Source organism: Methylotetracoccus oryzae (assembly GCF_006175985.1).
GTDB lineage: Bacteria > Pseudomonadota > Gammaproteobacteria > Methylococcales > Methylococcaceae > Methylotetracoccus > Methylotetracoccus oryzae.
In genome coordinates, this window is sequence record NZ_SRSH01000009.1 from 158,740 (window position 1) to 172,636 (window position 13,897).

The window sequence follows — 13,897 nt, forward strand, 5'->3', positions numbered from 1 at the left end:
TCGATGGTCGGTATCCTCCCGCTTCCAAGCCGCTGAACAGCGGCGGGCGCCGCCCGTTGGCGTCCCACTCCATTCCCTGTCGCCACAACCCGCTCTGTCTTTGCCGTACCGGCATCGTCTCCCAGCTCAAACGCACTGACACGGACGACCGCAGGTTCGCCGTGGGGGCCTCGCATTCCAGGCTGCATGGCCTGTTACAGATCTTAAGCCCTTTTCAACGACCGGCCTGTTGTCCGTCATGTTCAGGCAGGTCGTCGGGGGACTCTCAGCGATCGCCCAAGTTGCCACTGTCCGGATGAGCGCGTCCTTGTGGAACATCCCGTGACGTCTTTACTGGGTGGCACGCGGGCTCGACACCTTTCTTCCCGCTGCAATCGACAGGCTGCTCCTTGTTGGCCGGCGAGATGCTGAGGCCTATGCCATATTCGGTTGATTGAAATACCGGACCAAGGGGCCACACCGGCGGAAAAGCGGCACATCGTGGTGGGAGGAGGGGTCCGTCGAGTGGGTTGTTCGCCGCGCTCCGGATGGCTGGCAAGCCTGCGGGATAACGGCCGATGTGCATTTCTGAGAAGCGTTCCCAGGCATAACACGGAAGCTATACCTTTCCCTCGCTGTCGCTACCCAAAAGTGTAAGCAGGGGCGAAATGCAGTATTCGCACCGGTTGCAATACGTGGCATAGGATATGCCTAAAGATATACTGTGCCCGCATCCAGCGATGTTGGTGCGATTGGCTTCGGCCATCCAGGAACGCCCGATCCAAGGATTTGCAGAGCTTGCTTCGGGCGGTTTCGCCTAGACAGGCATCAATGACCTTTGGGGGGATCTATGAGCAAATACTGTCACGTCGGGCGCGTTTTGGTCGCGCTACTGGCGAGTAATGTGGCTTGGGGTGTTACGGTGTCACCATCCACCGTGGACTTCGGCCAAGTCCAAATCCATCAAACGAGCGCACCCGTAAGGATCGTGGTGACGAACTCGAGTGCGCAATGGTCCGAGCGGGTCTGGGGGATCACCTTCAGTCATCCCGCGTTCACGAGGGTGGCGAGCACCTGTCCTTGGTGGTTGAAGGCGGGGGCGAGTTGCACGATGGATATCGTGTTTGCGCCCGAAGAGGCTGCTACTCATGCCGACACGGCGCTGGTGGACGGTTCGATCGCCGATCAGACCATTTCGCTTTCCGCTCAGGCGGTGGCTCCTCCTGTCACGCAGTTCGGGCCCAAAAAGTGGAATCCCGGGCACTATGCGCAATTGGGCGTGCTCTACAACAATACCAGTCTCAACAGGATCGCGGCCATCCCGGAGATGAAGGGCGTCATGCTCTCTTATCACTGGGGCAACCTGGAGACGGCGAAGGGCGTATACGATTTTTCCCGGATCCGGAGCGACCTGGAATTCTTGCGCATTAGAGGCAAGCGGCTGGTATTGCAGATTTCGGACAAGGCGTACCGCCTCGAACGGGAAGACGCCTGCACGCCGGAGTACATGAAGACGGATCCCGAATATTTGGGCGGGATGATAAAGTTCACGACCCAAAATATGCAGCGGCCGGGGTGTATCGCAAAACGCTGGGTGCCGGCCGTCATGGATCGGCTGATCGCGTTGCATGCGGCGTTGGGGGCTGAATTCGATGGTGAGCCGTTCATCGAGGCGATCGTGACCGAAGAGAGCGCTACGACGGTAGCCTTGACGGATAATGCGACGCCGCAAACCTATGTCGATCAGTTGAAACGGCTCGCCTCCGCATTCGCGAGCTCCTACCCGAGCACCCTGAGCGTACTGCAGCTGAACTTCCGTACGTCGCCGAATGAGTACGAACTGATGGAGCATCTCTACCGGAATGGGATCGGCGTCGGTGGACCTGACACCAGTCCTCTGGTCGTGACCGAGTTCGTTCCCGAACTGACTGCGGCATATGCAGGCAAAGTGCCGATCCTGATGGCAGTGAACGCAACCCATCTGACCTTTTCGTCCGATCCGATCGGAGAAGGGCTTCTGACGCTGGATCAGGTCTTTGACTTTGCCGTCACCGATCCCAATGGGATCAATGCCAATCACCTGTTTTGGTGGTTCTTCGAGAAGCGATGGACTCCCGGTGTGTCCTACGATTTCTACGATACCCTGGAGGTCATCAGGCAGCGTGGCGGGTACATCAATACCACCTGCCCGGAAAACACGCTGTGCGCGGAGTAGGTCGCGGTTGGCCCGAGAGGTAAATCCGACGCCGAATCCGGAAAATTCGGTAGTGGCGGAAAGTAACGAGCCTTAAGGGCCCGAGCCAAATGAGGTCGCCAAAGGGGACCGGTTGCATCGCACACCGCGTTCGATGCGGCCGATCCCGCCAGTGCAGTCTTTGATCTATCCGGGATGCCGCCCGTCAGTTCGTCACGGGCGGCTACCGACAGGCCTTGCTCTGAACTGCGTATTCGGTCACTTACGCCGCCAGCGTGACGGCGGTGACGCCTTGAGCGTCTTTTGCGCCGAACCTCACGGTCCCGCTACCGCGGTTCTAATTCCTCCGACACCGACCAGAGGTCACTCACGGTTGAACCTCGAAAGCCCCGATATCCATATTGGTTCCGCCCATACGCAGGAAGCCTTCACCCCGCTGGTCGTAGATCTCGTTACGTCCATAGATAACCTTTTGATAGTCCGGGTCGCCCGCGTCCACGGCCGCGCTTCCAGGCAGCAGCGCGTGCGTGGGTGTCGGACCGCCATTGTTGGCGAGACTCGCATCCAGAATCTGTGCCGGCGCCTGGGTCGGCACGATATCCCGGTTGCCGGCTGTGACGCCTGCCAACCCCGCGGATCCGCTGTGCCCGAGCAGGTTGTAGTGATTGACCAACGCATAGCGCGCGCACAGATTCCCGGTGCAACTCATCTCCGGGCCGCTGCCGCCAGTCGTGTTTCCCGTGACGACCGTGTTGGAAAGCACGGTAGGGCTGTTCGAGACATACACGCCTCCGCCCCGGGTGTTGGCGTGATTGAAGGCGACCGTACTACGGGTCAGTGTGGTGAGACCTTCGCCCCAGACCGAGACGCCCCCTCCGCTCGACCGGGATGTGTTACCGCTGATGGTGGTGCTGACAACCACGAGTCCGCTGTGGGAAGTCGTTCCCGTCAGTCCGCCACCGAGGCCGTTGGAAACATTCCCGGAAATGGTACTGCCAGAAATCGTCATGGTAGCGAAAGCCCCATTCTCGACTCCACCACCTGACGTTTTTGCAAGATTGTTACTTATGACGCAATTGCGGAGGGTTCCCTGGCTGTCCCACTCCTGACGTATGCCCCCACCATAAAATGCGGTATTTTCTCTGACGGTTGAGTCCGATATCGTCAAAATGCTGGCGCCGCTATAAATCCCGCCTCCATCGTTTTTGGCTGCGGTATTCCCTGAGAAAGTGGTCCTGAGGATCTCTGCCTGTCCATGATATTGGGCTAGTCCGCCGCCTGTGCTTCCCGTGTTACCTGTGACGGCGCTATCCGCCAGCTTCAGGTGTCCATAGACGTTATAGATCGCGCCGCCGCGGTAGAAGCAGTAATTATCGGCCAGGGTGCTGTTCTCGATGTCCACACTGCCCTGATAAATCAGTATGGCGCAGCCGCCGTTACGGATTCCATCGCCCTCCCAGTCCGGTTGCCTACCGCCTTGAAGCGTAATGTTTCTGAGAGTCAGTGTGCCGGTCACCGCCATTAAACGAAAGGACGGCGCACTGCTGCTCCGAACGATACTGCTGCCGTTCCCTTGAATCGTGATGTCCGATGCGATGATGGGAAGACCGGTGACCCCATACGTCCGGTTGTGGACGGCAGTCAACTCCTGGGTACTCGCCGGCGGCAGAACGAGCGTATCCGCGCCCTGTCCGGCGGGACAATCGGCTTGTATGGCGGCGTCGTTGTTGGCGTTGATGATCGCCTCCATCAGGGAGCAGAGTCCGTCCTCGGCGATGGCCGGCGGCGTGCCGGGGGAAATCGGCATCTCGGTGGTCCATCCTGTTTGAGGCAGCAGAACGGAAAACAAACCGATCCCCAGCAGTGATGACAGAAGCCGGTTCCGATGTGCCCCTGTGTTACCCGATGGCTGTTCGGTAAGTGGCCGATGCCGTCTTCTCGAGTGCTCCAGCTGCTTCTGGTCAGGTAGGCAAGAGTTTGATGAATCAATACTCCCGGGCCACCAAAGCGGCGATTCGACGTGATCCGTATCGGCCGGCGCGATTAAATGTAAGTTGAGTGCGACGCTTTGGGGTAAAAGATTACGGTGGCAATTTGGATAGTTCATGACTGTAGTCTCTGTGCACATAGATCGTGGGGCAGCTTTGCTCGATGCGGTTTCCCGTTGGTCGAGCTGAAAAGGCGCCGTTCATCTCCTCCGCTTTGCTGCCCTTCCCGAGCTGATATCGTCCCCCGTCGTCCACGGGTGGTGGTTATTCTCTTGGGGCAATTACATGGATCGCCCGTCAATAGTCTTATGTTCCAGCGCGATTCCCTCGGCGGTACTGGTCCCGTGTCCCGATCTAGTCTGACCATCCGTTGTAGCCATTTCTATGGGTATGAATGCCTATTTTTACGAGGATGCGCCATCGGGATTATTTCCTAAGGGCGGGGGCGTAGGGCGGATCGATCCGCAGCGCTGATGAGATGGTGTTGCAGTCCGAGTAGGCGATGGTCGGGAGGCTCGACGGCGGCACCGTGTGTATCCGCTGCTTCGAATTCATCGCCACCCTTCAATCAATAATTCACCGGGGATTCGGCGGAAGGCGTGGCCACCGTTCATGGCTGGGATGGGCCTCGCACAGAATGGTCGCTGGTTCTCGTGGCGCGAACCGGGAGCCTTGCCCCGAGCTTGGCTCTCACGACAGGAGCGGCGGACACCGGCGCATCCGGGCCATGGGCAGAGAAGCCATGTGAGTTATGTGGGAATGGTGGGGCCTCGCGGATGTGTCTTTAGAGATAGTCTCTTGTTCGATTTTCAATGGTGATGCCTAATCTAGTGCTTTAGACGTACGTATTAACACGTAGTCTAGCCTGTTTTCAAGCTCAGGAATCCCCTGTGTTGCGCCGGCGCCATATCGCGGGCTGGATTTGCGGCCAGTTCGGCCTAGAAACCCAAGCACGGGTAGGCCTCGTTCTTTGAGGAGTCGTAAGGTTAAGGCGACACGGAGGTGCCGCTCTTGCGGCGACAGGTCCCGCGCGTTGGCCAGCAAGTTCAGTTCTTCCTTCATCACGGCGATGCTGAGCGGTGCGTTCTGCGCGATCTGCGCCGCGAGCCCGTAGCTTGTCGCCTCGAGTTCTTCGGCCGGCACGACGCGATTGACGATACCGAGTTGCTCGGCGCGGCGTGCCGCGATGGGCTGGGCGGTAAAGGCCATTTCCTTGACGATGTGCGGATGCACCGCATTCATGAAGGTCATCAGATCGGTGAGGTTATAGGGCCCCCCGGCTTCGCCGGCGTGATCGCGAAGGTTGACGCTTCGCAGGCGACGACGATGTCGCAGGCCATGGCGACCTCACAGGCGCCGCCCCACACGCTGCCCTCGATCATGGCGATGACCGGCATCGGGGTTTCCTCGATCGCGCGCACCAGCCGGCGCAACGGGTCGTCCCAACCGAGCGGGTCGCGGTTCGATAGTGGCAATTCTTCGACATCGTGGCCGGCGGCCCAGGCGGTGGTGCCTGGCTGAATCCCAATAATCCCTCTGGCAACTGTCGTCTGCGCACGACGCCAGCGATCAGTTAAGACCCTTGACGGCGACCATCCGGTCTGCAGCCGACCGGCATTAAGTCGCTCTATCGTGATGCCGCGGGTTTGCGGTGCCTCTGCGGAAGCTCACACCAAGTCCAAATAAAGCAGCGCCTTACGCCTAGGGTGCCGGCACATGTCGGACCCTATATCTCGCGCCGGAAAGCGGTACGCCGGGGGCGGTAAACCGTTATGGCATGGCCTGTGCAGATATCGAGAAGCGGTTGCCAATGGCGTCCGCTGGGGAACTGAAGTCCTATGACTTCAGCTTTTTTGGAACGTCTCTCGTGGGGTTGCTCTGGTTATTTTTCCTCGAGGGTACTCCCGTGGGTTATTGCCGTAGGGCAAGCATCGTGAAAAGATTCAGAAAAATAGAAATTCGCATAGCCTATCTCTTGGTACAGTTTTCTCTTGTATTAATGAGTCATGCCGCGTTTGGGGTAAGTGTCTCGCCAACAGCTGTCGATTTCGGGGCCGTTGAAGTCGGACAGGAAAGCAAGTCCGTGCGGTTGGTGCTTAAGAATGCGAGCTCTCAGTGGCATGAGAGAGTCTATGGGGTCAGTATGAGCGAAACGGATTTCAGACAGGTATCAAGCGATTGCCCCTGGTGGCTCCCGCCGGGTGGAAGTTGTTCCATGAACATTGCCTATGCACCTGCGGCCGCCGTATCCAACACCGGCACTGCGACTTTGAATGCGTCCTTTGGTGATGCCGTAGTTCAGCTGAAGGGGCAGGGTCGCGCGGACCCGGTAGCCCGGAGTGGCGCCAAGAAATGGAACCCAGGGCACTATGCCCAGCTGCCGGTCATTTATAACGATGCCAATATTGAAGAAATTTCCAAGATCCCGGAGATAAAGGGAATCATGATTTCCTATCAATGGGGGAATCTCGAGAAGAAAAAGGGAAGCTATGATTTCTCCAGGATCCGTCACGATCTGGGCTTGCTGCAAGCCAGGGGTAAGCGTTTAGTATTGCAGATTGCAGATAAGACGTATCGTTCTGAGCTTGAGAATGCCTGTGTGCCTCCCGATATGCGAACCGACGCGAAATATTTCGGCGGTCAGGTGTCGATTACGCTGAATACGGGGCGGCGTGGATGCATCGCAAAGCGTTGGGTTCCGGCTGTCATGGATCGGTTAATAGCGCTGCATAATGCCTTGGGGTCGCAATTCGACAAGGAACCATTCGTCGAGGGTATCGTTACCGAGGAGAGTGCCACATCGACGGCATTCACGAATGGTGCGACTGCTCGGAGTTATGTCGATCAACTCAAACGACTCGGTTCAGCCCTGTCAACGGCCTATCCGAGCACTTTGGCTGCGATGCAACTTAATTTTCGGATCGAACCCCATCAGGCCGAGCTGGTCGATCATCTCTACCGCAACGGAATCGGCTTCGGCGGCCCGGATACCAGTCCCCTCGTGAAGACTTCGGTAGTGCCGACCCTGTCCTCCGCGTACGCCCGTAGGACTCCCATTCTGATGGCCGTGAACGCGACCCATCTGACGCTTTACGAAGATCCTATCGCCGAGGGCATCCTGACCCTGGATGATGTGTTCGATTTCGCGGTCGCAGATCCGGCGGGCATCAATGCTAACCATCTATTCTGGTGGTTCTTCAAGAAGCAGTGGAATCCGGGGGTTTCGTACGACTTTTATGATACCGTAGCCTTGATCAAACGGCGTGGTGGGCAAATCAATACCAGCTGCCCGGAGAATATCCTGTGTGGAAACTGAGCGCGGTGGCACGGTGTAGACCTGGATACGACCGGGAAACGTTGATCGGGCGACCGGTAGCCGACGGCAGGTCCTGGTCTCTCCGCCAAGGAAATTCGGAATAAGAAATGTCTTGGCAGCGTTCAGAGCCGGTGAGACAACACGCGACGTTGCCTTACCTGACGGGATCAACCGATCAAGGTTTGTTCCTCGGTCAGGTAAGGCGACACGATGGTTTCGTGCATGAGCCGGGTGTGGGTCATGAACGGGGCCCGACAGGCGTGCTGCGACGTAAAGCCGTTCCTCGTCGTCGAGCCGGCCTGAATGCCTCCTGATTTACCTGCCCGATGCTGAGGTGCTCGCCGCGACGGTGTTTTCGTCCTCGCGGCTGGACTGGCCTCATTCGCCCCGAAACAGCGGCCGGCGTTTCTCCAGGAACGCCTGAATCCCCTCGCGGTAATCCGCGCTGTTGTAGACGACGCGCCGCAAGGCCTGAATGCGTTCGAAGGTTTGTGGCGACAGGTCCCGCGCGTTGGCCAGCAAGTTCAGTTCTTCCTTCATCACGGCGATGCTGAGCGGTGCGTTCTGCGCGATCTGCGCCGCGAGCCCGTAGCTTGTCGCCTCGAGTTCTTCGGCCGGCACGACGCGATTGACGATACCGAGTTGCTCGGCGCGGCGTGCCGCGATGGGCTGGGCGGTAAAGGCCATTTCCTTGACGATGTGCAGATGCACGGCGTTCATGAAGGTCATCAGACCGGTCAGGTTATAGGGCACCCCCAGCTTCGCCGGCGTGATCGCGAAAGTTGACGCCTCGCAGGCGACGACGATGTCGCACGCCATCGCGACTTCGCAGGCGCCGCCCCACACGCTGCCCTCGATCATGGCGATGACCGGCATCGGGGTTTCCTCGATCGCGCGCACCAGCCGGCGCAACGGGTCGTCCCAACCGAGCGGGTCGCGGTTCGATAGCGGCAATTCCTCGACATCGTGGCCTGCGGACCATACCTTGACGCCCGGTGCAGCGCGCAGCACGACGACCCGTGCGCCGGCATCGACGAAGTCCTTCAGCGCCGCCATGACCTCGTCGATCAGCTGGCTGCTTAGTGCGTTGCGTTTTTCCTGGTGATTCAGCGTGATGGTGCCGATGGTATCGCGTTGGTCTTTCAGGGTCAGAGACATGGGCGTGGTCCTTTGCGGGAAGGGGGCAAGGTGGCTTGCCGAAGGCGCGATACCGAGGGGACCCTGGGGGTCAGACTAACTGAACGCATCCACGTGTTCACCGAATACGTTCTGCAGGCAGCTGCAGATCTCGCCGAGGCTGACGGACACCCGGACCGCGGCGATGATCGCCGGCATCAGATTCTCGTTGCCGCGGGCGACCTGCTCGATTCGGCTCAGCGCGGCGGCCACGGCCGCGGCGTCACGGTTGCGCTTGACGGCGGTAACGGCCTCGGCCTGGCGCGTCTCCACCGCAGCCGCTACCGAGAACAGGTCCATCGCCGGCGGCTTGTCTTCGACGAATTTATTGACGCCGACGATGGTCCGGTCGCCGGTCTCGATCGAATTGCCGTACTCATAGGCCGCCTGTTCGATCGCGCGCTGCACATAGCCCTGCTCGACTGCCGCGACCATGCCACCGATCGAATCGATCCGTGCCAGCCATTCTTCCGCCTCCGCCTCCAGGCGATCGGTCAGGCTTTCGACATAATAACTGCCGCCCAGCGGGTCGATCGTATTCGCGACGCCGGTCTCGTGCGCGATGATTTGTTGTGTGCGCAGGGCCAGACGCACGCTGTCTTCAGTGGGCAGTGCCAAAGCCTCGTCCTTCGAGTTCGTATGCAAGGACTGGGTGCCGCCCAGCACCGCGGCTAGCGCCTGGATCGCCACCCGCACGACATTGTTGTCGGGCTGCTGCGCGGTCAGCGCGACGCCGCTGGTCTGGGTGTGAAAGCGCAGCATCAGGCTCTTGGGGTTCTTCGCGCCGAAGCGCTCCTTCATCAGCCGGGCATAGAGGCGGCGCGCGGCGCGGAATTTGGCGACTTCCTCCAGCAAATCCATGTGTGCTGCGAAGAAAAACGTGATCTGCGGCGCGAAGTCGTCGACGTCTAGGCCGGCGGCGATGGCCGTTTCGATATAGCAGACGGCGTCCGCCAGCGTGAAGCCGATTTCCTGCGCGGCGGTCGCCCCCGCCTCGCGGATGTGGTAGCCGCTGACCGATATCGCGTTCCACTTCGGCAGGGTGCTGGCACAGTACGCAAACAGGTCGCTGATCAGCCGCAGGCTGGGTTTGGGCGGGAAGCGGTAGGTGCCGCGAGCGAAGTACTCTTTCAGTATGTCGTTCTGGATTGTGCCGGCGAGCGCCGTCAGCGGGGCTCCCTGGCGTTCGGCAACGACGATGTACATCGCGAGGATTACCGCAGCTGTCGCGTTGATCGTCATGCTGGTCGACACGCGATCCAGCGGGATTCCATCGAACAGCGCCGCCATGTCCTCGACCGTGGACACCGCGACGCCGACGCGTCCCACTTCACCGCAAGATAGCGGGTCGTCGCTGTCGTAGCCGATTTGCGTCGGCAGATCGAAGGCGACCGACAGGCCGGTAGAGCCCTGTTCGAGCAGGTAGCGAAAGCGCCGGTTCGACTCCTGCGCGGTCGCATAGCCGGCATACTGGCGCATGGTCCAGAAACGCCCGCGGTACAGCGTCGGCTGAATGCCGCGCGTGAACGGGTACTGTCCCGGGAAGCCGAGTTTGTTCCGATAGCTTTCGCCCGTGAGCGCCGCCGGGTCGGGGACGTACAAGCGGTCTACGTCGAGACCGGATCCGGTCTTGAACTGCGCCTGCCGTTCCGGACATCGAGCGATCGTCTTGGCGACAGTGCCATTTTCCCACTGCCGCTTCGCTTCCTCAGGCGTCAACGCCTGTTCAGTATCCTTCTCGTCCATGCGGTGGTTCCTCAGACATTGTTCAACGCTGCGTGCCGCAGCAGCGCGTCCGACAGCTCGGCCAGTCCCGTTTCGCCGCGCAACACCCGCCCGACCGGGTCGCTGTCGGCGAGCGCGCTCCATTCCGCTTCCAGCCGGCGCTGCGCGAGTTCCAAGACGGCCGCCCGCAGGTGCGTGCCGAGCCGTGTCCGCCGCCGGGCCAGCCAACGATCCGCTTCCGCGTCGCGTCGCCGGTCGAGATAGTCGAGCAATTCGGCGATACCGTCATCCTCGCGCGCGCTCACCAGTCGCACCGAATCGGGCCCCCGTTGTTTCCGGTCATGGTCGATCAGCCGCACGGAGGCCATCAGTTGCGCATGAAACTCGGCAGCCCCGGCACAATCGCCCTTGTTGACGACGAACACGTCGCCCGCTTCCATCAGACCGGCTTTCTGGAACTGCATCGCATCGCCCTGGCCCGGTGCCAGCACGATCAGCACGAGGTCGGCCAGGCTCTCGATCTCGATTTCCATCTGACCGACGCCGACGGTTTCGATCAATACGATATCGCAGCCGGCGAGCCCCATCACCTTCAGCATGCCAAAGACCCCTGCTGCCAGTCCCCCGATGTGTCCGCGGGTCGCGGCCGAACGGATGAAGATGTTCGGATCGCCGGCGTGTCGCATCATTCGGACGCGGTCGCCGAGAAAGGCGCCGTTCGAATAGGGGGAGGAGGGATCCACGGCGATCACGCCGATATGGCTGTCGGGATTTTCGGCCCGACAGTGCTGTAGCAGCCGGTCGACCAGCGAACTCTTGCCTGAACCGGGGCTGCCGGTCAGGCCGAGCACCAGGCGCGGTTCGGGTGCGCCGGCGAGCTTGCCGAGCACGTTGACGGCCGCGCCGCTGCCGCCTTCCGCGATCGTCATCAGCCGCGCCGCGGCGCGAATGCGGCCAGGTCCCGCGGTCCCGGCCTCGCGAATCAGCGCCTCGACATCGACATTCATGCCACCTGCCGTTTATCGAGCAACTGACCGATCCGGTCGACGATCGTCCGCGCCGACGTGCCGGGTGTGAACACCTCGGCCACGCCCATGGATTTCAGGGTCCTGACGTCGTCGGGCGGAATCGTGCCGCCCCCGACCAGCACCACCTGTCCCGCGCAGCGGCGGCGCAACTGTTCGATCACCCGTCGGAACAGGGCGATATGGGCGCCCGACAGAAATGACAGGCCGACCACGGCCACGTCTTCCTGGACGGCTGCCTCGGCGATTTCCTCCGGCGCCCGCCGGATACCCGTGTAGATCACCTCGTACCCGGCGTCACGGAGGACATGCGCGACATATTTGGCGCCGCGGTCGTGGCCGTCGAGGCCGACCTTGCCGATCAGGATGCGAACGGGTGGGTGTTGAGCAGCGAATGCGATAGAACTGGCCATGGCAGACTCCGGCGGAGTGTCGCGGCCCGGGTGCACGCGGCATCCGGAGCCGCTGGGGTGGGATAGCCCGCAGTATAGGGAGACTTGGGTCGCAATGGCGTTGTCGGCGCGAAATGCTGAGTGTCGCAAATCGAACGTCGCTGAGTCTGCAGCCAAGCCAACGGGCTGAGGGTTTGCGTACACTACCGGCTCGAACCACTTAGGTCTCCGTCAGAATGGCTTCCAGCGTCCATGCATCCGCGCTGCTCACCGCACCGTCCCCGCCCAGCCTACCGCTGATCGGCAGCCTGCTCGAGTTTCGCGGCAACCCCTTCCAGAACATGCTCGACTGGCGAGTTCGTTACGGCGACGTCATCGCGTATCGGCTCGGCCGCCGGCAGTTTCACATGATCAGCCATCCGGCTTTGGCGGAGGAGGTGTTGATCACCCGGCAGAACGAGTTCATCAAGATGTACGAGCGCGACAGCCCGGCCGGGGTCGCGCTGGTTCTGGGACAGGGGCTGGCGACCAGTCGCGGCGATCTGTGGAAACGGCAACGGCGGCTGATGCAGCCGCTGTTCCAGCGCAGCCGCCTGCCGTCCTTCGTCCCGGAAATCAATGCGGCAGCGCGGCGTGTGGCAGAGCGTTGGTCGTCGCTCGCGCCCGCCTCCACGATCGATGTCGCCCATGAAATGATGCGCGCGACGCTGGAGATCATCACCCGCACGATGTTCAGCGTCAGCGTGCTGGATCGGGTCGACACGCTGTCGCCGGCTCTCGCGACCGTGCTGCGTTATTCCTCCGAGCATCTCAGCAATCCCTTTCAGTTGCCGCTGTGGTTACCGACCCCCGCCAATCGCGCGTTCCGGAACTCTCTGGCGTTGCTGGATGAGTTGATCGGGACGCTGATCCGCGAGCGGCGGGCCGAGGGACGGCGTTGCGACGATCTGCTCGGCAAGCTGCTGCACGCCGTCGATACCGAGACCGGCGAGGCCATGGACGACCGCCAGATTCGCGATGAGTGCCTGACGATCTTCATTGCCGGGCACGAGACGACCGCGGTGGCGCTGAGCTGGTGCTGGCATCTGCTGGGAGCGAATCGCGAGGTGCGCGCACGCCTGCACGCGGAGCTGGATGCGGTGATCGGCGATCGAGCGCCGACGCTCGAGGACCTGCCGTCGCTGCCCTGGACTCGAGCGGTGCTGGAAGAAACGATGCGTCTGTTTCCGCCCGCGATCGGTGTCGTTCGTAAGACCGTCGCGGACACGCAACTGGGCGGTTACCGGATTCCCGGCGGCACGCTGGTGTTCGTGAACATAGCGAACATTCATCGGCATCCCGACTTCTGGGAGCAGCCCGATCATTTCCGTCCCGAGCGCTTTCTGGCCGACAGTCCTGCACCAGGTCACCGACTGGCATACATGCCCTTCGGCGCCGGGCCGCGTGTCTGTCTGGGCAATCATTTCGCGATGACGGAGGGCGCGTTGCTGCTGGCCGCACTTGCGCGGCAGTTCCGGCTCGATCCGGTGCCGGGGATTAGTGTGGAGCCTGAAATCGTGCTGGCCTTGCGGCCGAAAGGCGGACTCGGAATGCGCCTCGAGCGGCGCTGAGCCGAGCAGGGAGGCGGCGAGCGGCGGCCTCGGGAAGCCGCCGCTGTGCTGGTGGGATTAGCGTCGAACGCCGTTCGACAAGCCCACCACACCGAAGGTGTTGATGAACTGGCCGGCGAAGGCTTCGCGGTCGCGGGTCAGTTGCACGTTGAAATCCGAGTCGATGTGCGGTCCGCCGTTCGGCACATCGAAGCCGAGGCTGATCGAGGCGGAGCAATTCTTGTTGACCGTCACCGGGCCGGTGACCGCGACGTCGAGGCCGTTGCTCATGACACACTGTCCCGTCGCGGTGCCGTCCTTGATCTTCAGCTCGCAACGCCCGGTGTGCTGGAAGCCGTCGCTGACCGCGGCCTGGTACATGACCCATTTGCCGCTGGCCGCCCAGGGGCCACAGCTGTCGTCGTTGTTCGCATACGCCTGTGCCGTCAGGACGAGCCCGGCAGCGATCAACAGGATCTTACTTTTCATTAGGGTAAGCCTTGCTTTCTAGGT

11 protein-coding genes are annotated in these 13,897 nt (G+C 61.1%); 3 read left to right on the top strand and 8 right to left on the bottom strand.

Annotated elements, in window-relative coordinates:
• Positions 1-1,090: 1,090 nt before the first annotated feature.
• Positions 1,091-2,194, top strand: a complete 1,104-nt coding sequence (locus tag BWR02_RS11015) for a hypothetical protein (protein WP_139557825.1) — start codon at positions 1,091-1,093, stop codon at positions 2,192-2,194.
• Between the two features lie 346 nt (positions 2,195-2,540).
• Here the strand turns inward: BWR02_RS11015 and BWR02_RS11020 are convergent, their stop codons facing one another.
• The 3 genes from BWR02_RS11020 to BWR02_RS21480 all read right to left on the bottom strand — a co-directional run bounded on the left by BWR02_RS11020 (position 2,541) and on the right by BWR02_RS21480 (position 5,798).
• Positions 2,541-4,022, bottom strand: coding sequence for a right-handed parallel beta-helix repeat-containing protein (locus tag BWR02_RS11020; RefSeq protein ID WP_162560110.1), 1,482 nt, complete (start codon positions 4,020-4,022; stop codon positions 2,541-2,543).
• Between the two features lie 961 nt (positions 4,023-4,983).
• Positions 4,984-5,412 carry an enoyl-CoA hydratase-related protein gene (locus tag BWR02_RS21475; RefSeq protein WP_201276231.1) on the bottom strand — a complete coding sequence of 143 codons (429 nt, stop codon included), beginning with the start codon at positions 5,410-5,412 and terminating at the stop codon, positions 4,984-4,986.
• The gene (locus tag BWR02_RS21480; protein ID WP_201276236.1) at positions 5,412-5,798 is read right to left on the bottom strand and encodes an enoyl-CoA hydratase-related protein; all 387 of its coding nucleotides are present in this window, start codon (positions 5,796-5,798) and stop codon (positions 5,412-5,414) included. The genes BWR02_RS21475 and BWR02_RS21480 overlap by 1 nt, the downstream gene beginning before the upstream one ends.
• Before the next feature lie 578 nt (positions 5,799-6,376).
• Here BWR02_RS21480 and BWR02_RS11030 point away from each other — a divergent pair.
• A complete protein-coding gene (locus BWR02_RS11030; RefSeq protein WP_139557827.1) occupies positions 6,377-7,477 on the top strand; it encodes a hypothetical protein in 1,101 nt (366 codons plus the stop codon).
• Positions 7,478-7,855: 378 nt separating this feature from the next.
• Here the strand turns inward: BWR02_RS11030 and scpB are convergent, their stop codons facing one another.
• The 4 genes from scpB to BWR02_RS11050 all read right to left on the bottom strand — a co-directional run bounded on the left by scpB (position 7,856) and on the right by BWR02_RS11050 (position 11,816).
• Positions 7,856-8,635: a methylmalonyl-CoA decarboxylase gene (gene scpB / locus BWR02_RS11035; protein ID WP_139557828.1), complete on the bottom strand. Its 780-nt coding sequence runs from the start codon at positions 8,633-8,635 to the stop codon at positions 7,856-7,858.
• A 75-nt stretch (positions 8,636-8,710) separates the two neighbouring features.
• Entirely contained in the window at positions 8,711-10,399 is a 1,689-nt protein-coding gene (locus tag BWR02_RS11040) for an acyl-CoA mutase large subunit family protein (RefSeq protein WP_139557829.1), read from the bottom strand.
• Between the two features lie 11 nt (positions 10,400-10,410).
• Positions 10,411-11,385, bottom strand: a complete 975-nt coding sequence (locus BWR02_RS11045) for an ArgK/MeaB family GTPase (protein ID WP_139557830.1) — start codon at positions 11,383-11,385, stop codon at positions 10,411-10,413.
• The gene (locus BWR02_RS11050; protein WP_139557831.1) at positions 11,382-11,816 is read right to left on the bottom strand and encodes a cobalamin B12-binding domain-containing protein; all 435 of its coding nucleotides are present in this window, start codon (positions 11,814-11,816) and stop codon (positions 11,382-11,384) included. The genes BWR02_RS11045 and BWR02_RS11050 overlap by 4 nt, the downstream gene beginning before the upstream one ends.
• Before the next feature lie 215 nt (positions 11,817-12,031).
• On the opposite strand from BWR02_RS11050, the gene BWR02_RS11055 reads away from it, so the two are divergent.
• Positions 12,032-13,405: a cytochrome P450 gene (locus BWR02_RS11055; protein WP_139557832.1), complete on the top strand. Its 1,374-nt coding sequence runs from the start codon at positions 12,032-12,034 to the stop codon at positions 13,403-13,405.
• 57 nt (positions 13,406-13,462) lie between these two features.
• Here BWR02_RS11055 and BWR02_RS11060 read toward each other — a convergent pair whose 3' ends face one another.
• On the bottom strand, positions 13,463-13,873 hold the full coding sequence (locus BWR02_RS11060) for a hypothetical protein (RefSeq protein ID WP_139557833.1): 411 nt from the start codon (positions 13,871-13,873) through the stop codon (positions 13,463-13,465).
• Positions 13,874-13,897: the final 24 nt, after the last annotated feature.